Genomic DNA, 21,410 nt, shown 5'->3' on the forward strand with positions numbered 1-21,410 from the left:
TCTTTTTTTCCTCCATAACCTTGATACAATACTTAAAATAATTATAGCACATAATTAAAGGTATAAGAAGAATATTTAAAAGTCAAAATAAGTATGAAAGAGAGGTTTTATGTTATGATAAAAAAAATCAAAAAAAGTTTAATTACAGTTTTAATATTATTATCTTTTAGTAATGTAAGCATATTTGCACAAGGTACAGATCAAAGAGATAAAGTTCCAATTTTTTCTGTTGATACAAGCGAAAAAAAAATAGCTTTAACATTTGATATAAATTGGGCAGATGATGATAAGCTTTATGAAATTTTAGGTGTATTAAATAAATATGATGTGAAAAGCACATTTTTTGTTATTGGAAAATGGGTAGAATATCCTGAAGATAAAAGTCAACAAATAAGAGATATTTTTAATGCAGGGCATGAGATTGGAAATCACAGTTATAAACATCCGAACTTTTTGCAAATAAACGGAAAACAAATTGCAAATGAACTAGGAAAGGCTAATGAAATAATATATGATATAACTGGAAAGAGGTGTAATACCTTTAGATTTCCATCAGGATATTATTCAAGTGAAGCTGTTCAGATAGCAAATTCTATGGGATTTAAATCTGTGCAGTGGAGTAAAGATAGTTTAGATTGGATGAATAAAAGTTTAGAAAGTGAATATAACAGAGTTATGAAAGATATAGGATCAGGTGATATTGTATTATTTCATAATAATGGTAAGTTTACACCCAATAATTTAAATAGAATAATACCAGAATTACAAAAACAAGGATATAAGCTAGTTACAGTTGACGAAATACTATATAAAGAGGGTTTTTATGTAGACAAAAATGGTAAACAATTTAAAATAAGTTAACAAACATTACATTGAATAAATACCTTTATTTGTTTATAATGGAAAAGTAAAGAAAATTAATGGTTGATACAAAAGAAGTGAAAATCCGTATCAAAAAATAACTGATTACGAAATTTACTAAACACATTGGGGAGAGGGGTTAAGTTAACATGGATAATTTAATGTTAAACAATAAGATTTATTTAGAGGGGACTATACTTTCAGAGCTTGAATATAGTCATGAAATGTATGGGGAAAAATTTTATACTTTTGATTTAGAAGTTATGAGACTTAGTGATTCAAAGGATAAACTTAATATCACAATTTCAGAAAGATTAATTTCAGAATATGATTTAGAGGTTGGTAAGGACATAATTGTTGAGGGGCAATTAAGAAGTTACAATAAATTCCTTGGTGGAAATAATAAGCTTATATTAACTGTATTTGCAAGAAATATAGAGAGTTGTTTAGAAAGAAGTAAAAATCCAAATGAAATATATTTAGATGGGTTTATATGTAAAGATCCTATTTATAGAACAACACCTTTTGGAAGAGAAATAGCAGATGTATTACTTGCTGTAAACAGAAGCTATAACAAATCTGATTATATTCCTACAATAGCTTGGGGAAGAAATTCAAGATTTTGTAAATCATTAGAAGTTGGAGATAATATAAGAGTTTGGGGTAGACTTCAAAGTAGAGAATATCAAAAGAAGATATCTGAAACAGAAGTAATAAAGAAAATAGCTTATGAAGTATCTATATCAAAAATGGAAAAAGTATCAGATGAAGAAATTGCTCCAGATGAAGCAATAAATGATGTAGTAACAGAAAAAGTTATAATTAGTGAAGAAATAATATAATGTTTTATATAAAGGTCAGAATTTAAATTCTGACCTTATTTTTTTGCTTTTATTTATGGGAAAAATATATAGTATATACTGACTTAAATTTTGTGTTATTATAAATTCTAGAAAAAACTTTGAAATAAGGAGAATATATTATGCTTAAAAGAGGATATACACAAGTTTATACAGGTGATGGAAAAGGAAAAACAACAGCAGCTATGGGGCTTGCATTTAGAGCAGCTGGTAATAAAATGAATGTTTATATAGTGCAATTTTTAAAAGCTTGGAAAACAGGGGAGCTTGATTCAATAGACAAAATTGATAATATAAGTTTATTTAGATTTCAAACTATAAAAAAATTTACTTGGGATTTAAATGAAGAAGAACTTATAGAATATAAAAGAGAAACTAGAGAGGCATATTTTTTTGCAAAAGAGTGTGTGGAACAAAGAAAATGTGACATTTTAATTTTAGATGAGATAATGGGTGCTTTCCATGGTGGATTTATCACAGAAGAAGAGATTGTATATTTAATAGATAATAAAAGTGATAATATGGAGCTTGTTTTAACAGGAAGAAATGTACCAGAGAAAGTTTTTGAAAAAGCTGACCTTGTAACAGAAATGAAGCCTTTAAAACACTATATGGATAAGGGTGTAAATGCAAGACTTGGAATAGAGTTTTAAAAGAAAAAGCACTATTAAATCTATTATTGTAGATTTAATAGTGCTTTTATTTTGCTTAAAATTCTAAGTTTAATACATTATCCATATCATACTTACCAGCTTTAGTTATATCAGACATATAAACAGCAGCTTTTAAAGCTCCTAGTGCAAATACATCTCTTGATATAGCTTTATGGCTTATTTCTATAACTTCACCATCTCCAGCAAATATAACATCATGGTCACCTATGATTCCACCACCTCTTACAGTATGGACACAGATTTCCTCTTTTTCTCTTTTGTGAGTTCCTTCTCTACCATAGATAATTTCTGTTTTATCTTTAATAGCATCTTGAACTGTAGTGGCAAGAAGAAGAGCAGTACCTGATGGTGCATCAACTTTTTGATTATGATGTTTCTCAATTATTTCTATATCAAAGTTATCATATAACATTGAAGAAACTTTTTTTAATATGTTGTTAACAACATTAACACCAATGCTCATATTAGCTGATTTAAAAATAGGTATTCCTTTTGTAGCTTCTTCTATAAGAGATAAATCTTCAGGTGTATATCCTGTTGAACAAAGAATTATAGGTTTTTTAGTTTCTTTAGAGAATGAAAGTAAAGTAGGAAGAGCTTCAGCTCTTGAAAAATCAATTAAGACATCATAATCTACATTACATTTTGATAATTCACTAAAGATAGGGAAATCTCCATCAATTCTATCAATTCTATCAAATCCAGCAACAATTTCTAAGTTATTAAATTTTGTTTTTGCTATATTTATTATAGTAGCACCCATTTTACCAAGGCAACCACTAAGTAATATTTTAACCATAATAGTTTTCTCCAATCTTATTTTAATAAGTTTTGTGATTTTAAAGCATCTTTAAGTTGTAAAAGATTAGAATCTTCCATTTCACAAAGAGGTAATCTTAAGTCACCGCAGGTAAATCCCATAAGATTTAATGCAGTTTTAACTGGAATAGGGTTTGTTTCTATAAATAATTTATTTATAGCATCAAGATATTTAAGTTGCATATCTCTTGATTCTTTAACTTTCCCATCAAAGAATAATTTACAAATATCATGAGTTTGTTTTGGTGCTATATTTGCAAATACAGATATAACTCCAGCACCTCCAAGTGATAATAAAGGAACAATTTGGTCATCATTACCTGAATATATATCTATATTTGGGCAAAGTGCAGCCATCTCAGCTATTTGTGAAAAATCTCCACTAGCTTCCTTTATAGCAACGATATTTGAAAATTTAGAAAGTTCAAGTAAAGCACTTGGACTAATGTTCATATTTGTTCTTGATGGAACATTATAAAGAATTATAGGTGTTTTCACAGCATCATTAATAGCTTTGAAATGTGCAATTAATCCTTTTGGAGAAGTTTTATTGTAATAAGGTGTTATTACAAGAAGTCCATCTACACCTATATTTTGTGCAAATAAACTCATATCTATTGAAGCTTTAGTATCATTTGAACCAGTTCCAGCTATAACAGGAACTCTACCATTTACTTCTTTAACAGTAAATTCTATAACACTTTTTCTTTCCTCAAGACTCATAGTTGTAGCTTCACCAGTAGTTCCACAAACTAATATAGAATCAGTTTCATTTTCTATGTGCCAGTTGATAAGTTCTTTTAGTTTATCAAAGTCAACTCCTGTTTTTGCAAATGGTGTAACAAGTGCAACACAAGATCCTCTAAAAATTGACATAAAAATACCTCCGAAAATTTTATTTTATTAGGTGTTCTGCAATTTGAATTGTATTAAGAGCAGCACCTTTTCTTATATTATCAGCAACAACCCAAAGATTTAAGCCATTGTCTACACTAATATCTCTTCTTATTCTACCCACATAAACATCATCTTTACCATCACAGTAAAGGGCAGTTGGGTAAATGTTATTATCTAAATCATCCATAACTGTTAAGCCTTCAAAATCAGCAAGAAGTTTTTTTACATCTTCAATTTCAAATTCTTTTCCAAGTTCTAAGTTTATACTCTCACTATGTGAATTTATAACAGGAACTCTAACAGCAGTAGCTGAAATTCTAAGATTTTCATCATGAAGAATTTTTCTACTTTCCTCAACCATTTTCATTTCTTCCTTAGTATATCCGTTTTCTAAGAATACATCTATATGTGGAAGAATATTCCCTGCAATTGGATAAGGGAATTTTTTTGGAGCTTCTCCTTTAATACCATCTTCAAGATCTCTAATTCCTTGAATACCTGCACCAGATACAGCTTGGTAAGTTGAATATACAACTCTTTTAATACCGTATTTATCTTTAAGTGGCTTCAATGCGACCATAGCTTGTATTGTAGAACAGTTAGGATTAGCAATTATTCCATTATGAAGTTTTATATCTTCAGGATTAACCTCTGGAACAACTAATGGAACATTTTTATCCATTCTAAAGGCACTACTATTATCTATTACGATTGCTCCATAATTTACAAATATAGGAGCAAAGTCAAGACTAGTATCACCCCCAGCTGAGAATAAAGCAAAATCTATTTTCTTGTTCTTCACATTTTCTTCGCATAATTCCTCAACTATATATTCTTCATTACTAAATGTCATAACTTTACCAGCAGATTTTTTTGAAGCAAATAAAAATAATTCTTTTATAGGAAATTTTCTTTCTTCAAGAATTTCTAAAAATTTTCTACCAACATTACCAGTAGAACCAACTATTGCAACGTTATACAAAATAACCCCTCCTTAAATTTATATATATATTAAATATAGTTCAAAAGGTATGTATTTATCAAGTTTTATTAAGAAAAAATAAAAAATAACTGAGGTTTTCTGAATAATATAGGCAGCAGATGGAGAAAATAAGAATAAAAATTATTAAAGGGATGATAGATTTGAGTAAAACGCCACTAAAAAAAATAATAAAGGAAAAATTAAAAGGAAATAAGCAGTTAACAATAGCAGAAGAACTTAGGGAAACAATGAAGTATGAAATAGCAGATGAGCTTGGACTTACTGATAAAGTAATAGAGTGTGGATGGGGAGGACTTACAGCTGAAGAGACAGGAAGAATTGGAGGAGTAATGACTAAAAGAAAGAAGGAACGTAAAATTCCAAGCAATGATGAAATTCTTGGAAGGAAGAAATTTATTGACGAAAAATAGCAAAGTATTATAATATGATAGTTAGTATGAAGTAATAGAAGGGAGAACGTGATGAGTAGTTATAATAAAATGGCAAAAGTTTACGATCAGCTTATAAATGAAGATATTAACTATAAAGATATAGCTGACTTTCTTTTAAGTGTCGCAAAAAAAGAGAATATTAAATTTGATAATTACTTAGACTTAGCATGTGGTACAGGAAATGTTGGAATACATGTTGGGGAAAAGTTTAAAGAAAATTATTTTGTTGACCTTTCAGCAGATATGTTAACAGAGGTTGAGCAAAAGCTTAGAGATAATAAACTTAAAGCAAAAATAATATGTCAGGATATGTGTGAGCTTGAACTTGGAACACAGTTTGATTTAATAAGTTGTGTACTAGATTCTACAAACTATATACTTGATGAGAATGATTTAAAAGATTATTTCAAAAGTGTTTATAGACATTTAGAAGATGATGGTGTGTTTGTATTTGATATAAACTCATATTATAAACTTTCAACGGTGCTTGGAAATAATATTTATACATATGATAATGAAGAAATTTTTTATACATGGGAAAATGTTTTCGAGGATGATATAGTTGAAATGAGCCTTACATTCTTTATAAAAGATATGTATCTTTATGAGAGATTTGATGAAGTTCATGAGGAAAGAGCTTATAAAGAAGATGAGATTGAGAGTATATTTAAAAGTGTTGGATTTGAAATGATTTCAAAGCATGATGGATATACAGAGGACTCAGTAACAAATGAAACTGAAAGAATATTATATATTCTGAAAAAATAGATGGAGGATTAAATTATATGGATAAATTAATAAAAGCAACTGCTAAAGGCGGAATGGTAAGAATAATAGCAGCACAAACTACAGAACTTGTTAATGATGCTAGAAAAGCACATAATTGTACACCTACTGCATCAGCAGCACTTGGAAGAATGCTAACTGCTGGAGTTTTAATGGGATCAACACTTAAGTCAAAGAAAGAAGTATTAACACTTCAAATGAATGGTGGTGGAGATGCTAAAGGTTTAACAGTAACAGCTTACTCAGATTGTAGAGTTAAAGGATTTATAGGTAACCCTAGTGTGAACCTTCCTTTAAATATAGCTAATGGTAAATTAAATGTTGGAGAAGCTATTGGTAAAAATGGTATGCTTGCAATTATAAAAGACCAAGGGATGAAAGAGCCATACGTTGGGCAAGTTCCAATATATAGTGGAGAGATTGCAGAAGATATTGCATATTATTATACAGTTTCAGAGCAAGTTCCTTCAGCAGTAGCACTTGGAGTTTTAGTAGATAGAGATTTAAGCATAAAGTCAGCTGGTGGATTTATAATTCAAATGCTACCAGGGGCTGATGAAATGCTTGGAGATTTAATAACATATAGATTAGAAGAAATTCCACCAGTTACAACAATGTTATCAGAAGGAAAGACTATGACTGAAATCATAGAGTATATATTTGATGGTATGGACCTTGAAATATATGATGAGGGAATTGTTCCTAAATTCTCTTGTGATTGTTCAAGAAAAAAAGTTGAGAAAGCTTTAATAACAATTGGAAGAAAAGATTTACAAGAATTATATGATGAAGGTAAGTCAGAAGAACTTAAATGTCATTTCTGTAATACAGGATATACATTTAATCATGAAGAAATTGGAGAGTTATTAAAATAATTGTAACAATTTAATTTGATAAGTATAATATATAGTATTGTTAGAGGAATAATCAATACTTCAACTACATACTATATATTGTATGGCGCCATAGCCAAGTGGTAAGGCAGAGGTCTGCAAAACCTTCACCCCCAGTTCAAATCTGGGTGGCGCCTCCAAAAAAACATCTTTATTTAAATATAAAGATGTTTTTTTTCGTTAAAATATAAATTTATTAAAGAAAAAATTAAAGTTAGTTACAATGATTTGATTGGCTATTATTTAAGAAAAAGAAAATAAATTTAAAAAAGAAATTAATATGAAATAAAGAGAAAATATGGTAAAATTATCTTGAATACATTTACGGTGAAAAGGGAGATTGTTTTATGGATAAAAAAATACAAAAGTATTTAGATAGCTATAAGCGTTTATATTTTAGGGGGGCTATTAAGAATTCTAAGACTAAAGACCTTTTAGAGAAAAAAAGAATGAGTTTAGGACTAGATGCAGTGGAAACTGAAGAAATAATTTTAGAACTTTCTAAAAGTTTAGAAGCTGTTGTAGACTATATAAAAGGATTTTTAGATTTAAATTATGATGGAACAACTGAAAGTTTAATATTAGATGAGTTTGATACACAAGAAATTCAAGAATTTTGGCAGGATATGAATTTATCTGATGAAGATGGAATGAAATGCTTAGAGTTTGCTAAAGGTACATTTACAAATATTAAGGCTGTACCTGAAGTTACAATAGTTAAGACAGAAGAGATAGCTATAAATAATAATGTTACAAAAAGTAACTTTACATTAACAGAAGAAAAAATGAATAATGATTTTATAAAAGATGGCAATTTATATACATCTAATGTTGAGAGTAAAGAACTGATATATACTAATGAAAGTTCAGTGTCTGTGGTAGATAGTAGTAATGAATTTATATTAAATCAATATAAGTCAATACTTGCTATGGCAAAGAGAAGTGAAGATGATAGTATACAAATGAGGTTTTTAAATCTTGTTTTATCATATACAATGTCATACCAGAATGATATATTGGATTTAGAGGATAGGAAAGATTTAAATATAGATAATTTGACAAATATTTTTTATACGAGATATGAAGATTTTTTAGAAGATTTTATGATTATCATAAAAGAAACAGAAATAATATCTATTGAAGATGTACCAAATTATAAATTAGATGAAATATTTGAAGTTAAAAACATCAGGAATTATACAAGCTTTTTAGAACAGATAAATGATGAGTTAGATAAGGGGAATAATGAAGAATTTGCTTGGATGCCAAAAGTTGCACTTCAGTATGAATCAGCTAAGGTTAACACTATTATAGGAAGAAAAACTAGTGAGTATATTTTTAAAATATTACAAGGGTGTATGAATAGTGGAAAGAAAAAGTATGAGGGTAATATAGCAAATAGAGCATTTAGAACTGTAGACATATTATTAGCACAGTTACTTTCTAATCTTACAAGTTATGCAATTTATGTAATTAAAACGTTGCTTGATAAATCAGTTAGTGGACAAGTTAAGTTAGAAGAGATTATAGAGTCTAAAGAAAATGCTATAAATTATATAGCACTTGCAAAATCTATAAATAAAAATAAAGAGTATGAACGTTATATTGGTGGTATTATTGATTCATTAAAAGAATATCCGTATTATGAAGAATCTCATATTGAGATTATGAAAATTTTAGATATTAATGTAGATGAAGAAAGAATGTTATTAGATTTCTCACATAGCATAATAGTAGGAGCAGGTGAGAACTGCGCTAATATAAATAGAAGACTTATAGAGCTTAACTCAGATTTGTATAATTCTTCAATAGAAGAACTTAAAAAAGAAAATGTTGAGTTTACAAAGCTACGAGGTGTTTGTGAAAATTTAAGACAAAAATTTAAGATAAGAGATGTTAATACTATTGTTAGATGTGAACTTCAAACATTTGGAAAAGTTATAAGTACAGTAAATTACTCAGAAGTGGATGAATCTTTAAGGCTTGAATTATATAAAGCTCAAATGATTGTTTATAGAAATCAAGATTTAGATTTAGAGAAGAAAGGTAATCTTATTAGAGGTCTTAGAAATATATATAGTATTGATAGTGATGAAGTAGTAATAGAAGCAGAACTTAATAATTTTGGAATGATTTTTTCAGATGTAGATTTTTTAAAGGTAGATTTTGAAATAAGAAAAGATATGTTTAAGAAAAGAATTGAAGAGCTTGAATATGAAAGAGATCAAGATTATTTAGAAAATAAAATAATAGAATATAAGCAAACATATAGAATTGATACTAAATTTGCAATGAATCTTGAAATATCTAAATTTGGAAGATGGTTTGGTGAACTTGATTTAACTGGACTTGATAATGAAGATTTAGAAGATTTTATTGTTAAGTTATCTAAAACTATAATGTTACTTAATCTTACTAATGAGAAGAAGAATATATTACTAAATCAGCTTAAAGAAGAGAGTGGATATAGTACAAAACAATTCTATGAAATTCAAAATAGAATAGGAAATAAGGATATTGCTTTAAACAATGAAGATTCAATAGATATTGAGTTTATTGAAAAAGCAAATGAAATATTTAAAAAATATCCAAAGATAATTTTAGAAGATAAACTTTTAGCAAGTGGAGAAGCAGATTTTCATTGTGGAGTGTTTATAAAGAAGTTTGAAGATATAAGAGAATCTTTAAGAGATGAGGATTTATTCCTTCTTAGAAAAAGTAACAATATGGATGGTTTTCTTATTACATCAAAAGCTATATATCATTCAAATTGGTCAAATGCACTGTTCATAAAGGATATTACTAGAATTTTATGGAAAGAAAAAAGCACTTTAAAAGGTGGACAAAGATATTTCAGACCATATATTCACTTAGAAAGTAATCTTGATTCATTTAGGTTTGATTTTGTAGGATTTAGACAAATTGATGTATTTATTAAATTTTTAACTGACTTGATTAATACAAATAGAAATCTTAGAGGGCTTTCAAACTGTGAATATAGCATGAAAAGTATTGCTGAGAGTTCATTAACGCCTAGCGAAATGTTAGAGGGAAATGAATTTAAAGAAAAATATACAGGTGATATAAATATACTAAAGGATAATAATGAAATTTATGGATTTATAAAAAATGGAATATCAAATGAACTTAGAAGAGGTATAAAACTTCAAGATATAAATACTAAGCTTGATAGTAAAATAAAAAATGCTATTGCTGCATATGCGCCTATAGAGCAAAATGAAGTGCCTTTAATTTCTTATGATAGTACATTGTTTAAGTCTGGAAAAGAAGGTTTTATGTTAACGACAAAGGCATTGTACTGTAAGAATAAATTTGGTACACCTTGGAAAGTTACGCATAAAGATATGAGATTTATAAAGCTTGAAGATGAGATTATTATATTTAATGACAAGCAGACAACTATATCTTCAATTTCAGAAAAAGAAAGAATTGAGTTTAGAGCTCTTTTAGAGTTCTGCTCATATATATTTAAGGTTAGTTAAGAAAAAATCTGAAGAGGAAAGCCTCTTCAGATTTTTTTATTTTGATAAAGATTGATATAATAAAAGTAGATAAAGGTAAAATTAGAATTAGAGGAGTGTTAAAATGGAATTAGTGGGCGTGAAGAAACTTGTAGATTGTAAGTTTTTAAAAATGTATGAGCTAGATTTGTTAAATAAGAATAATAAGCCAAAGAAATATTTTGTTGCAAGTAGAAGAAATGAAGAAGAACTTAGTTGTAGAACGAATAATCATAATAAGGCAGATGCTGTAATGATAGTGCCGATAACAAAGGATGATGAATTTATTATATTAAAACAGTTTAGACCTCCAATAAATGATTATATATATGAATTTCCAGCAGGACTTATAGATGCAGGTGAGGAAATAGAAGAATCAGCAAAGAGAGAATTGTTTGAGGAAACAGGACTAAGTATAATATCAATGGAGTTATTATTAAAAGCAAGTTATACATCAGTTGGAATGAGCGATGAATCTGTTGCAGTAGTAAAAGCTATTGTAGAAGGGGAAATATCAACAGATAATACTGAGGATGATGAAGAAATAGAAGTTTTAAAAATTAAAAGAGAAAATGTAAAAGAATTTATTGCAAATCATAATACATCAATAAAAACAGCACTTGCCTTATTAAGTGTTTAAAAGATAAGAAAGAAAAGTATTCTATTTTATAGAATACTTTTCTTTTTTTATTAACAAATAAGGCTATGAAAACGTAAAATGTATTAATGGTTAAAGCATAGTAAGAATACTACCTTTATCAATAAGTTTTGAGTCTGATAAGTAAATAGGCTCAACATCATATTTTGATAAAAAATTTAAAATATCATTTCCATAAGTATGATATTTTAAGTCACCAAAGAAAGCTATTTTATTTTTTGAAATTAATCCACAGGCACCACCAATAAATCCATATGGTAAATCAAGTAATGTGATATCACCAGAGGGGATTAAAAGTACATCTATATCAGTATAAGGTTTAAGTGTGTTATAGATACCTATATCAGAGGTGATAAGAGCATTATCACTAACAATAGCACAAGAACATTTACTATAACCTTGTTTTATATTTATAAGTGTTTTGTTATTAACAGCACTTAATAAATTTTTATCAGTATATTTTAAGTTATGAATAAAATAGTCTTTAAGGTTAATTGCATTTAAAAAAATATTTTCTGGATATTTATTTTTAAGTAATTTATCAGAAAATTTAATATCTATATTATTGAAAATTTCATTTGTGATATCCAAAGATGAATTTTTTGCAATAATAAAACTTGAACCTGATAATATATTAACCTGAATATCAGGATGAGAATTAATTGCATCATATAAATATGGTGATGTAGGGATTAAAACAATATTTAAATCTTCTTTATAAAGTTTGCTAAGTTCTTCTTTTGAAACTTTAGAGTCTAAAAAACATATATTCATAAAAATACCTCCTAGAATATGAATAAGGATATATTACTAAAATATGAGTATTATGTCGATTATTTTCTAATTATATTTTGTATAGTGAAAGGAAAATAAAGCATACTAAGAATGAAGAAAGGAGTGAGACTTTTGCTTTTAGTAAAAATAGCTTATAAGAATGAAGAAAATTTCATACAGGACATACAGGAAGTTAAAGAGGTTTTAAAAAACAAAGGTATAAAAATAGGCATTTCAGAATTTATAGAAAATGACACTCACTTCATAAAAGTATTTTGTGATGATGAAGATTTGCAAAGTAAAGAAAATGTTAAAAATAAGATATTACTTTATATTTCAAACTTGATATATAGAGTTATAATAAATAATTATAGAAAAAATGAACTTTTTGAATATTTAACAGAAAATTATTTCTTTTTAAAACATGAAGAGATAATTGAAGTTGATAAGAAGATAAAAAGTGTATTTGAGAGTGAAACATATTTAAAGAGTGAAAGGAAATTACAGTGTATAAACAAGATAACAGAAATAGAAAATACGATTAATAGTTTTATGAAAGAAGATAATTTTATAAATATAGAAGGATTTATGAGATTTAGAGTTAAAACAATTAGACCTATACTCGAGGATATAGTAGATAAGATAATAGAAGAATATATGGTTGAAAAAGAATATGATGAATTTATAGATTTATTAAAATATTTTGTAGATATTCAGGAAAGCAGAATAGATGATGTAAATATATTTTTAATGGAAAATGGAGAGTATATAGTTAAAGATACAGATGGAAAAGATTTGCTAAATCAATTTTCAAATGAATTGTTAGAAGATAAGGAAGTTGGTGCTACAAGTCAAGAGGATGTTATAATAAGTGGACTTATAGCTAACTCACCTAAATGTATAAAAGTATATAATCAAAAGTATTGTTTGAATGAAGAATTTTTAATAACAATAAGTAAAGTATTTAGAGATAGAGTGGATTTTTTAGAAAGCAAAAATATATTATAAATATAGTTGACATTAATTTGTTATAATGATAGAATAGTTTTTGTTAAGAAGGAACGCCGTTTCTCACCTTGCAGTTATGCTAGTAAGGTTTTATAAGATTATTACATCAATTTTGATTGAGATAATAACTGGACGGCATTTATGCCGTCCTTTTTTTATTATTATATATTATGTTGGCTAAAATCTGTCGGAGGTGAAAATTATTAGCAAGAAAATTATAATGAATGATGATATAAGAGTTAAGGAAGTTAGAGCAATAGCTGCTAACGGAGATCAGTTAGGTATATTAGATACTAGAGATGTCAAAAGAATGGCTGAAGAGCAGGACTTAGACTTAGTAATGATATCACCAACAGCTGTTCCACCAGTTTGTAAATTAATGGACTATGGAAAACAATTATATGAACAGACAAAGAAAGAAAAAGAAGCAAAGAAAAACCAAAAAATTGTTAGTCTAAAAGAGATAAGAGTTAGCCCAACTATTGAAGAGAACGACATATGTATAAAAGCTAAAAATGCTATGAAGTTCTTAACAGCTGGAGACAAAGTTAAAATTACTGTTAGATTTAGAGGTAGAGAAGCTGAGCACTCATTCATAGGGAAAAGAATATTAGATAACTTTATTCTTAAACTTGAAGAAGTATCAATTATCGAAAAGCATGCTAGATTAGAAGGTAGAAACATGATTTTAATATTAGCTCCAAAAAAAGCTTAACTTGAGAGGAGGATTACACTATGCCAAAAATGAAAACTCATAGAGGTGCAGCAAAAAGATTTAAACTTACAGGAACTGGTAAACTTAAAAGAGCTAAGGCTTTCAAAAGTCATATCTTAACTAAGAAAAGTTCTAAAAGAAAAAGAAATCTTAGAAAAACTGGATATGTTTCAGTAACACAAGAGAAAAACATTAAGAAATTATTACCTTATTTATAGGAAGAACAAAAGTAGGAGGGTTACAACATGGCAAGAGTTAAAAGAGCTACGAACGCTCGTAAAAACCATAAGAAAGTTTTAAAACTTGCAAAAGGTTATTACGGTGGAAAAAGTAAATTATTCAAAACTGCGAATGAGTCAGTTATAAGAGCATTAAGAAATGCTTACGTTGGAAGAAGATTAAAGAAAAGAGATTACAGAAGATTATGGATCGTTAGAATAAATGCTGCTTCAAGAATGAGCGGATTATCATATTCAAGATTCATGAACGGAATCAAATTAGCTGGAATCGACATTAACAGAAAAATGCTTTCAGAAATCGCTATACACGATGCTAAAGCATTCGCTGATTTAGTTGAAGTTTCTAAAAAGCACTTAAACGCTTAATAATTAAAATGCGACTTTATGTCGCATTTTTTTTATATAAATTTAATATGGAATTAATATATATAACAAGTGAATTAAATTAATATTAATTTAAAAGTTTACACAAACTTAAAAGGAATATTTTTATTATTTCGGAGGTGTGGGTATGCATATAAAAATAGCAGGCAAATATAAGCTTAGTGCTGTACAAATTTTAGCACTTGGTTTTGCGGCTGTTATATTATTAGGAGCAATATTACTTAGTTTACCGATTTCAACTAATAGTGGAAACAGCACAAGCTTTATAGATTCGCTATTTACTTCTACGTCTGCAGTCTGTGTTACAGGACTTGTAACTCTTGATACTGCAACGCATTGGAATTATTTTGGTAGAACAGTAATTATTGTTTTAATTCAAATTGGTGGACTAGGGTTCATGTCATTTACTACGTTACTTGCAGTAATAATTGGGAAAAAGATAACGCTAAAGGAAAGATTATTATTACAGGAAGCTTTAAATACTTTTGGAATACAAGGTATGGTTAAGCTTATGAAATATATATTTTCATTTACTTTTGCAGTTGAAGGTCTAGGGGCACTTCTTTTATCAACTCAATTTATACCGCAGTTTGGATTCTGGAAAGGATTATATTATAGTGTATGGACATCTATATCAGCTTTTTGTAATGCTGGTTTTGATCTTATGGGTTCTGTATCTGGGAAGTTTAGTAGTATAACTTCATATCAGAATAATCCTGTCATTATATATACCATTTCAGCGCTTATTATAATTGGTGGACTTGGGTTTGCTATATCAAGTGAGTTTTATAATTATAAAGAGAGAAAGAAATTGTCATTACATACAAAAGTAGTTTTGATTATAACTGGAATTCTTTTATTTGGTGGAGCTATACTTATGTTTATATTTGAATATAGTAATCCAGCAACACTAGGACCAATGGGACTAGGAGAGAAGATAAACAATGCTTTCTTTGCATCAGTTACAACAAGAACAGCAGGTTTTAATACTATCAATACGGATGGTATGACTATGGCTGGTAAGTTCTTAACAGTTCTTCTTATGTTTATTGGAGGATCACCAGGGTCTACTGCTGGTGGACTTAAAACAGCAACATTTGGTATTCTTGTAGTTACATTAATATCAATTATAAAAGGAAGAGATGATGTTGAGATATTTAAAAGAAGAATATCTAAAGAAACAGTATATAAAGCATTTGCTATATTTTTCTTATCACTGAGTCTTGTAATAACTGTAATTCTTCTTCTAGCTGCAACACAACCAGGGGCAAACTTTATGTGGATTGTCTATGAGTCAGTATCAGCATATGCAACTGTAGGGCTAAGTCTTGGACTTACTCAAAAGTTGAATTTTATAGGTAAGATAATAATTTTAGTTACAATGTACCTTGGAAGAGTTGGACCTATGACTGTTTTACTTGCATTAACAAGTAAAATGAAGAAGAAAAAAGTAAATATTAAATACCCAGAGGATAAGATATTAATTGGTTAGGAGTGAATTAGATGTCAAATAAACAATTTGTAGTTATTGGTCTTGGAAGATTTGGTGCATCAGTTGCCAAAACTTTATATGGACTTGGACATGATGTATTAGCTATTGATAAAAATGAGGATTTAGTGCAGGAAATTGCTGATGATGTGACGCATGCAGTTCAGATGGATGCAACAGATGAGGCAGCACTTAAGACTTTAGGGATTAGAAATTTTGATGTAGCGGTTGTTACAATAGGGGCAAGTATACAATCTAGTGTTATGACTACACTTCTTTTAAAGGAAAATGGAGTTAAACATATAATTGCAAAAGGTCATAGTGATCTTCATGCAAAAGTTTTATATAAGATTGGTGCAGATAGAGTTATTCTTCCTGAAAAGGATATGGGAATAAGAGTTGCACATAATCTTGTATCAACTAATATTTTAGATTATATAGAATTATCATCAGATTATAGCATAATTGAGGTTAATAGTCCTGGTGATTGGCATGGGAAAACAATAAATGAATTAAGTCTTAGAAGTGAATATGGAATAAATGTTGTTGCAATTAAGAGAGGTGGAGATGTAAATGTATCTCCTTATGCAGATGATTTAATAGAGCCGGGTGATATAGTTGTTGCTATAGGTTCAGCTTCAGATTTAAGTAAACTTGAAATGAAAATTTCAAAATAAGCAAATAATAAAAATTCAGGTAGAGAAAATTCTCTATCTGAATTTTATTTTTGTAGAATTTTATGTATAATACAAATGGAATAATAATTTTACTAAGGGAGGTTTTTTATTTTGTTAATAATAGAAAGTAAAAGTAACTCTTTATTTAAAAATCTTAAAAAGTTAAAAGATAAAAAATATAGAAATCAAACAGGGACATATTTAATAGAAGGATTAAGATTTGTAGATGAAGCTTTTAAAAGTGGTGTAAATATCGAAAGTATAATGTATACACAAGAATTTAAAGAAAAAAATGATGAATTTTTAGCGCGTGGTAAGGATATAAATAATATAATGTTATCGCTACCTCTTTTAAAAGAATTATCATTTACAGGAACTCCGCAAGGTGTGATGGCTATAGTTCATATGGAAAATAAAGAATTAAAAGATGGGAATATTGTTGTTTTAGTTGATAAAGTTCAAGACCCAGGAAATATGGGGACTATTATAAGAACAGCTCATGCGGTAGGTGCATCAGGGATTATAATGACTAAAGGAACTGTAGATATTTATAATGACAAAGTTTTAAGATCAACAATGGGTTCAGTATTTTATTTACCAATAATTGAAGACTTTGAACTAAGCAAGATAAATGAGCTTAAAGAAAATGGTTATAAGCTTGTTGTTAGCTCACTTCAAGGAGAAAAGAATTTCTTTGAGGAAGATTTAAAAGGAAATATAATAATGGCAGTTGGTAATGAGGGAAATGGAGTTTCTGATGAAGTTTACAATATTTCTGATATAAAAGTTAGAATACCTATGCCAGGAAATGCTGAGTCTTTAAATGTAGCTGTTGCAACTTCTGTTATGCTATATGAAAAAGTTAGACAAAATATTGTTAAATAGTATTGAAAAAATAGGATTATATAGATATAATTAAGTTTAAACAAATAATTTATATAAATGTTGATAGAGATAAGTACATATTAAAATTTCTTTTTTAGGGAGGAAAAACCTCGACTGTAAGTTTTTCTAAAGAATGGATATGGAAATTCACTCTGGAGTTCTAATTGTGAATAACAGTAGCGATTAGCGGTAAAAAGCCGTTATTTTTTTCTAAGTGAACATATTTTATTTTTTTATATGTTAATTAGGGTGGTACCACGGATATAGATGACCCGTCCCTTGTATAGGGATAGGTCTTTTTTTATGTCTATTTTTATCACTTTTAAGTAAAATCTGAAAGGAGAGATAATAATGCAAGAAAAATTACAAGCAATTGAAACAAGTGCATTAGAAGAGTTAAAATTAGCGAGTGATAGTTCTGAAATAGAAACTATAAGAGTTAAGTACCTTGGTAAAAAAGGTGAACTTACAGCTATTTTAAGAGGAATGAAAGATTTATCAAATGAAGAAAGACCTTTAGTTGGTAAAATGGCAAATGAGGTTAGAGCAAATATTGAAGCAGAGCTTGAAGTATTTACTAAATCTATAAAAGATAAAGAAAAAAATGCTAAGCTAGATAGTGAGGTTATTGATATATCAATGCCTGGTAAAAAGAACTTAATAGGTAAAAAACACCCACTTGAGTTAACTTTAGACCATATGAAGGATATATTTGTATCAATGGGATTTGCAATTGAGGAAGGTCCAGAAGTTGAAAAGGATTATTATAACTTTGAAGCTTTAAATATTCCTAAAAATCATCCTGCTAGAAGTGAGCAAGATACATTCTATATTAATGATAATATAGTTTTAAGAACTCAAACTTCTCCAGTTCAAATAAGAGTTATGGAAAATCAAGAATTACCTATAAAGATGATTTCTCCAGGTAAGGTGTTTAGATCAGATTCAGTTGATGCTACTCACTCACCAATATTCTACCAAATGGAAGGGCTTGTTATAGATAAGCACATAACATTTGCTGACCTTAAAGGAACACTAGAAGTATTTGCACATAAAATGTTTGGTGATGCAATGAAAACTAAATTCAGACCACATCACTTCCCATTCACAGAGCCATCAGCAGAGATGGATGCAACTTGTTTTGTATGTGATGGAGCAGGTTGTAAAGTTTGTAAAGGTGAAGGTTGGATAGAACTTTTAGGTTGTGGAATGGTTCACCCTGATGTTTTAAGAAACTGTGGAATTGACCCTGAAGTTTATAGTGGATTCGCTTTTGGATTCGGTGTAGACAGAATGGTTATGCTTAAATATGGAATAGACGATATTAGGTTATTATATGAAAGTGATATGAGATTCTTAAATCAATTCTAGGAGGGAACAAAGATGAAAGTACCATTTAATTGGCTAAAAGATTACGTAGATGTAAACATGTCAGCTGTAGAACTAGGAGATTTATTAACTCTTACAGGTTCAAAGGTTGAAGGTGTAGAAATAGCAGGAGATACTATACAAAATATTGTAGTATGTAAAATAGAAAGTATAGAAGGGCATCCTGATGCTGAAAAATTAAAAATCTGTCAATGTAATATAGGAGAAGAAGAACTTCTTCAAATAGTTACAGCAGCAGATAATATGAAAGAAAATGATTTTGTACCAGTTGCACTTCATGCTTCAGTTCTTGCTGATGGAACAAAAATCAAAAAAGGGAAACTTAGAGGGATAGTATCAAATGGTATGTTCTGTTCTGAGGAAGAACTAGGTATAGCTGATAATATAGAAGTTCATGGACTTATGATATTAGCAGAGGATTCAGTTCCTGGAATGTGTATTAAAGAAGCGTTAGGTCTTAATAAAGCTATCATAGATTTTGAGATAACTTCAAATAGACCAGACTGTTTAAGTGTTGTAGGTATAGCTAGAGAAACAGCAGCAACACTTAAAACAGTTTATAAAATGCCAAATACAAGTTTTGAAGTGAAAGCTGATGGAAATATCAATGATATAATCAGTGTTTCAGTTAATGATGAACTTTGTAGAAGATATATGTCAAGAGGAGTTAAGAACGTTAAAGTTACTCAATCTCCAGCTTGGATGCAAGAAAAATTAATTGATGCAGGAATCAGACCTATAAATAACATAGTTGATATAACAAACTACGTTATGCTTGAAATTGGTCAACCAATGCATGCTTTTGATAAAAGGGAAATCAAATCAGGAACTATTGTTGTTGAAAAAGCAAATGATGGTGATAAGTTTATAACTTTAGATGATGAAGAAAGAACTTTAACTTCAGATGTTTTAACAATAAAAGATGGAAGCAGTGTTATAGCTGTTGCTGGAATAATGGGTGGAGCTACTTCAGGAATTAATGATGATACAACAGAAGTTATTCTTGAATCAGCAAACTTTGAAGGAACTAACATAAGAGTTAATTCAAAGAAACTTGCTCTTAGAACAGAGAGTTCATCAAGATTTGATAAAGATATAGATCCAAACCTTGCACTTCTTGCACTTGATAGAGCTTGTGCTTTAATAGTTGAGCTTGGCTGTGGAGATATAATGGATGGAACTGTAGATGTTTATAACGCTAAAAAAGAAATTGGACACATGAGTGTTAGTGCTACATGGGTTAACAAATTCCTTGGAACAGAGTTATCATCAGAAGAAATGAAGAGATGTCTTGATAGTTTAGATATTATGACAACTATTAATGGAGACAGTCTTGAAATAGAAGTTCCAACATTTAGAATAGATGTAGCTATAAGAGAAGATATTGCTGAAGAAATAGCAAGAATCTATGGATATAATAATATCCCTACAACTATAATAACAACAAATACAAATAAAGAAGCTAAAAATGAAAAGCAAAAACTTGATGATGTGGTAGTAAGCACAATGATTTCTTCAGGTGTTAATCAATCAATAAGTTATTCATTTGGTAGTGTTAAGGCATTTGACCTTATAAATCTTCCAGCTGATTCAGAGCTTAGAAATGTTGTTAGAATAAAGAATCCACTTGGGGAAGATTTTAGTGTTATGAGAACATCTATACTTCCATCAATAATGGAATCACTTGCAAGAAACTACGCTAGAAATAATGAATATGCTAGTTTATTTGAAATTGGAAAAGTTTATATTCCAAATGAAGATGAAAATGAACTTCCAACAGAAAAGAATGTTTTAACAGTTGGGCTTTATGGAGATGTAGATTACTTTGATTTAAAAGGAGTAGTTGAAAATCTTATAGATAGTCTTGGAATTACTAAATTCTCATTTAAAAGAGAATCAGAAAATCCAAGTTACCATCCAGGTAAAACAGCAATGCTTACAGTTGGAAAAAATATTGAAGTTGGAGTTTTAGGAGAGGTTCACCCAAATGTTACAGAAAACTATGGTGTTGACACTCTTTGCTATACAGCAGAACTTGACTTAGATTTATTATATGCAGCTGCAAAGACTGAAAAGTCTTATAGTGTAATTGCTAAATTCCCAGCAGTAACAAGAGATATTGCACTTCTTGTTAATGATGAACTTTTAGTATCAGAACTTGAAGATACTATTAAAAAAGCAGGTATGCCACTTGTAGAATCAATCAAATTATTTGATGTTTATAAAGGTGAACAAATACCAGCAGGTAAGAAAAGTATAGCTTACGCTATAGTTTATAGAGATCCTAAGAAAACTCTTGATGAAAAATCAGTAGGTAAGGTTCATGATAGAATACTTAGAGCGTTAGAGCATAAGTGTGGAGCAGAACTTAGATAGGATATTTTTGTAAATAAGAAAGTTAAATATATTTTAAAATTGCTATGTATATGATAAAATATACATAGCAA

The 21,410-nt window shown here is 28.8% G+C and carries 21 protein-coding genes, 1 tRNA gene and 2 other annotated features; of the genes, 18 read left to right on the forward strand and 4 right to left on the reverse strand.

Going from position 1 to position 21,410, the window contains the following annotated elements; genetic code table 11:
• The first annotated feature begins 114 nt into the window (after positions 1–114).
• From Q0V15_RS00110 to Q0V15_RS00120, 3 genes are all read left to right on the forward strand, one after another.
• Positions 115–861, forward strand: coding sequence for a polysaccharide deacetylase family protein (locus Q0V15_RS00110; RefSeq protein WP_297434957.1), 747 nt, complete (start codon positions 115–117; stop codon positions 859–861).
• Between the two features lie 149 nt (positions 862–1,010).
• Complete coding sequence (locus Q0V15_RS00115) at positions 1,011–1,703, forward strand: single-stranded DNA-binding protein (RefSeq protein WP_297434958.1); 693 nt, start codon at positions 1,011–1,013, stop codon at positions 1,701–1,703.
• A gap of 140 nt (positions 1,704–1,843) precedes the next feature.
• On the forward strand, positions 1,844–2,374 hold the full coding sequence (locus tag Q0V15_RS00120) for a cob(I)yrinic acid a,c-diamide adenosyltransferase (protein ID WP_297434959.1): 531 nt from the start codon (positions 1,844–1,846) through the stop codon (positions 2,372–2,374).
• A gap of 55 nt (positions 2,375–2,429) precedes the next feature.
• Here the strand turns inward: Q0V15_RS00120 and dapB are convergent, their stop codons facing one another.
• Genes dapB through Q0V15_RS00135 form a run of 3 tightly spaced genes read right to left on the reverse strand, consistent with a single transcriptional unit; the run spans position 2,430 to position 5,093 of the window.
• Positions 2,430–3,194, reverse strand: a complete 765-nt coding sequence (gene dapB / locus Q0V15_RS00125) for a 4-hydroxy-tetrahydrodipicolinate reductase (RefSeq protein WP_297434960.1) — start codon at positions 3,192–3,194, stop codon at positions 2,430–2,432.
• Positions 3,195–3,211: 17 nt separating this feature from the next.
• Positions 3,212–4,084 (reverse strand): 4-hydroxy-tetrahydrodipicolinate synthase, encoded by an 873-nt coding sequence (gene dapA, locus Q0V15_RS00130; protein ID WP_297435043.1) that lies wholly within the window; start codon positions 4,082–4,084, stop codon positions 3,212–3,214.
• A 25-nt stretch (positions 4,085–4,109) separates the two neighbouring features.
• Positions 4,110–5,093, reverse strand: a complete 984-nt coding sequence (locus Q0V15_RS00135; RefSeq protein WP_297434961.1) for an aspartate-semialdehyde dehydrogenase — start codon at positions 5,091–5,093, stop codon at positions 4,110–4,112.
• 161 nt (positions 5,094–5,254) lie between these two features.
• On the opposite strand from Q0V15_RS00135, the gene Q0V15_RS00140 reads away from it, so the two are divergent.
• From Q0V15_RS00140 to Q0V15_RS00165, 6 genes are all read left to right on the forward strand, one after another.
• Positions 5,255–5,524, forward strand: a complete 270-nt coding sequence (locus tag Q0V15_RS00140; protein WP_297434962.1) for a small, acid-soluble spore protein, alpha/beta type — start codon at positions 5,255–5,257, stop codon at positions 5,522–5,524.
• A gap of 51 nt (positions 5,525–5,575) precedes the next feature.
• Positions 5,576–6,313, forward strand: coding sequence for a class I SAM-dependent methyltransferase (locus Q0V15_RS00145; RefSeq protein ID WP_297434963.1), 738 nt, complete (start codon positions 5,576–5,578; stop codon positions 6,311–6,313).
• A 17-nt stretch (positions 6,314–6,330) separates the two neighbouring features.
• Positions 6,331–7,206 (forward strand): Hsp33 family molecular chaperone HslO, encoded by an 876-nt coding sequence (gene hslO / locus Q0V15_RS00150; RefSeq protein ID WP_297434964.1) that lies wholly within the window; start codon positions 6,331–6,333, stop codon positions 7,204–7,206.
• A gap of 84 nt (positions 7,207–7,290) precedes the next feature.
• A tRNA-Cys gene (locus Q0V15_RS00155) sits at positions 7,291–7,364 on the forward strand.
• A 207-nt stretch (positions 7,365–7,571) separates the two neighbouring features.
• Positions 7,572–10,727 (forward strand): hypothetical protein, encoded by a 3,156-nt coding sequence (locus Q0V15_RS00160; protein WP_297434965.1) that lies wholly within the window; start codon positions 7,572–7,574, stop codon positions 10,725–10,727.
• 103 nt (positions 10,728–10,830) lie between these two features.
• A complete protein-coding gene (locus Q0V15_RS00165; RefSeq protein WP_297434966.1) occupies positions 10,831–11,385 on the forward strand; it encodes an NUDIX hydrolase in 555 nt (184 codons plus the stop codon).
• A 90-nt stretch (positions 11,386–11,475) separates the two neighbouring features.
• Here the strand turns inward: Q0V15_RS00165 and Q0V15_RS00170 are convergent, their stop codons facing one another.
• Complete coding sequence (locus Q0V15_RS00170; protein ID WP_297434967.1) at positions 11,476–12,177, reverse strand: DUF6873 family GME fold protein; 702 nt, start codon at positions 12,175–12,177, stop codon at positions 11,476–11,478.
• 132 nt (positions 12,178–12,309) lie between these two features.
• On the opposite strand from Q0V15_RS00170, the gene ytxC reads away from it, so the two are divergent.
• The 9 genes from ytxC (at position 12,310) to pheT (ending at position 21,339) form a co-directional block, all read left to right on the forward strand.
• Positions 12,310–13,185, forward strand: coding sequence for a putative sporulation protein YtxC (gene ytxC / locus Q0V15_RS00175; protein WP_297434968.1), 876 nt, complete (start codon positions 12,310–12,312; stop codon positions 13,183–13,185).
• Between the two features lie 39 nt (positions 13,186–13,224).
• Positions 13,225–13,347 (forward strand) — a sequence feature (ribosomal protein L20 leader region).
• Between the two features lie 58 nt (positions 13,348–13,405).
• Positions 13,406–13,900 (forward strand): translation initiation factor IF-3, encoded by a 495-nt coding sequence (infC, locus tag Q0V15_RS00180; RefSeq protein WP_297434969.1) that lies wholly within the window; start codon positions 13,406–13,408, stop codon positions 13,898–13,900.
• A gap of 20 nt (positions 13,901–13,920) precedes the next feature.
• On the forward strand, positions 13,921–14,118 hold the full coding sequence (gene rpmI / locus Q0V15_RS00185) for a 50S ribosomal protein L35 (RefSeq protein WP_297434970.1): 198 nt from the start codon (positions 13,921–13,923) through the stop codon (positions 14,116–14,118).
• Between the two features lie 27 nt (positions 14,119–14,145).
• Positions 14,146–14,505 (forward strand): 50S ribosomal protein L20, encoded by a 360-nt coding sequence (rplT, locus tag Q0V15_RS00190; RefSeq protein ID WP_297434971.1) that lies wholly within the window; start codon positions 14,146–14,148, stop codon positions 14,503–14,505.
• 145 nt (positions 14,506–14,650) lie between these two features.
• Positions 14,651–16,015, forward strand: a complete 1,365-nt coding sequence (locus Q0V15_RS00195; protein ID WP_297434972.1) for a TrkH family potassium uptake protein — start codon at positions 14,651–14,653, stop codon at positions 16,013–16,015.
• A gap of 11 nt (positions 16,016–16,026) precedes the next feature.
• Entirely contained in the window at positions 16,027–16,689 is a 663-nt protein-coding gene (locus tag Q0V15_RS00200; protein ID WP_297434973.1) for a TrkA family potassium uptake protein, read from the forward strand.
• A 111-nt stretch (positions 16,690–16,800) separates the two neighbouring features.
• Positions 16,801–17,574: an RNA methyltransferase gene (locus tag Q0V15_RS00205; RefSeq protein ID WP_297434974.1), complete on the forward strand. Its 774-nt coding sequence runs from the start codon at positions 16,801–16,803 to the stop codon at positions 17,572–17,574.
• A gap of 51 nt (positions 17,575–17,625) precedes the next feature.
• Positions 17,626–17,857: a binding site (T-box leader), on the forward strand.
• A 68-nt stretch (positions 17,858–17,925) separates the two neighbouring features.
• Complete coding sequence (gene pheS / locus Q0V15_RS00210; protein WP_297434975.1) at positions 17,926–18,945, forward strand: phenylalanine--tRNA ligase subunit alpha; 1,020 nt, start codon at positions 17,926–17,928, stop codon at positions 18,943–18,945.
• Between the two features lie 12 nt (positions 18,946–18,957).
• Complete coding sequence (gene pheT / locus Q0V15_RS00215; RefSeq protein ID WP_297434976.1) at positions 18,958–21,339, forward strand: phenylalanine--tRNA ligase subunit beta; 2,382 nt, start codon at positions 18,958–18,960, stop codon at positions 21,337–21,339.
• The last annotated feature ends 71 nt before the right edge of the window (positions 21,340–21,410 follow it).

Origin of the sequence: uncultured Clostridium sp. (assembly GCF_947036855.1) — a bacterium.
In the GTDB taxonomy this organism is placed as follows: Bacteria; Bacillota; Clostridia; order Clostridiales; family Clostridiaceae; genus Sarcina.

Bases quoted from the DNA above. Each gene is read 5' to 3' on its own strand.
- hslO (WP_297434964.1), top strand. From the start codon at position 6,331: ATGGATAAATTAATAAAAGCAACTGCTAAAGGCGGAATGGTAAGAATA.
- Q0V15_RS00145 (WP_297434963.1), top strand. From the start codon at position 5,576: ATGAGTAGTTATAATAAAATGGCAAAAGTTTACGATCAGCTTATAAAT.
- rpmI (WP_297434970.1), top strand. From the start codon at position 13,921: ATGCCAAAAATGAAAACTCATAGAGGTGCAGCAAAAAGATTTAAACTT.
- Q0V15_RS00115 (WP_297434958.1), top strand. From the start codon at position 1,011: ATGGATAATTTAATGTTAAACAATAAGATTTATTTAGAGGGGACTATA.
- rplT (WP_297434971.1), top strand. From the start codon at position 14,146: ATGGCAAGAGTTAAAAGAGCTACGAACGCTCGTAAAAACCATAAGAAA.
- Q0V15_RS00160 (WP_297434965.1), top strand. From the start codon at position 7,572: ATGGATAAAAAAATACAAAAGTATTTAGATAGCTATAAGCGTTTATAT.
- dapB (WP_297434960.1), bottom strand. From the start codon at position 3,194: ATGGTTAAAATATTACTTAGTGGTTGCCTTGGTAAAATGGGTGCTACT.
- Q0V15_RS00110 (WP_297434957.1), top strand. From the start codon at position 115: ATGATAAAAAAAATCAAAAAAAGTTTAATTACAGTTTTAATATTATTA.
- pheS (WP_297434975.1), top strand. From the start codon at position 17,926: ATGCAAGAAAAATTACAAGCAATTGAAACAAGTGCATTAGAAGAGTTA.
- Q0V15_RS00165 (WP_297434966.1), top strand. From the start codon at position 10,831: ATGGAATTAGTGGGCGTGAAGAAACTTGTAGATTGTAAGTTTTTAAAA.
- Q0V15_RS00200 (WP_297434973.1), top strand. From the start codon at position 16,027: ATGTCAAATAAACAATTTGTAGTTATTGGTCTTGGAAGATTTGGTGCA.
- infC (WP_297434969.1), top strand. From the start codon at position 13,406: ATGAATGATGATATAAGAGTTAAGGAAGTTAGAGCAATAGCTGCTAAC.
- pheT (WP_297434976.1), top strand. From the start codon at position 18,958: ATGAAAGTACCATTTAATTGGCTAAAAGATTACGTAGATGTAAACATG.
- Q0V15_RS00195 (WP_297434972.1), top strand. From the start codon at position 14,651: ATGCATATAAAAATAGCAGGCAAATATAAGCTTAGTGCTGTACAAATT.
- Q0V15_RS00170 (WP_297434967.1), bottom strand. From the start codon at position 12,177: ATGAATATATGTTTTTTAGACTCTAAAGTTTCAAAAGAAGAACTTAGC.
- Q0V15_RS00120 (WP_297434959.1), top strand. From the start codon at position 1,844: ATGCTTAAAAGAGGATATACACAAGTTTATACAGGTGATGGAAAAGGA.